The 280-nt window shown below is 38.9% G+C and carries 1 protein-coding gene; it reads right to left on the bottom strand.

All coding sequences use genetic code 11. The annotated features are described in order from the left end of the window. Window positions 1-280 (bottom strand): TraB/GumN family protein (locus tag AOA61_RS27235; protein ID WP_143521263.1); only part of this gene is annotated, 280 nt, incomplete at both ends.

Here is a 280-nt window from a genome sequence, read left to right as displayed (position 1 = left end):
GTACTGTGTCATAGCCATTTCATCAATGTCTGTAATATCTATTTCCACTGCCAAGTGATCAGACTCTAAAAAAGCAGTCTCGATAGATTCATGTAGAGGGTAAAGTTCTTCCATACCAACGTGGATGGAACCCAATAAATAAACAGTAGTGGAGCCTTCTTCTACTTTGTAGAAAACACCTTCAGGTCTAGGTCCATCTGCGTCAAAATCAAATACAATCTCTTCTTCGGCTTCAAACTCAACTTGTACGCCATTCTCTTCTAATTCAAGTAGTGTATGT

Origin of the sequence: Pseudomonas sp. 2995-1, from assembly GCF_002742505.1 — a bacterium.
Classification (GTDB): Bacteria; Pseudomonadota; Gammaproteobacteria; order Pseudomonadales; family Pseudomonadaceae; genus Aquipseudomonas; species Aquipseudomonas sivasensis.
This window is presented reverse-complemented; position numbering and strand designations above follow the sequence as displayed.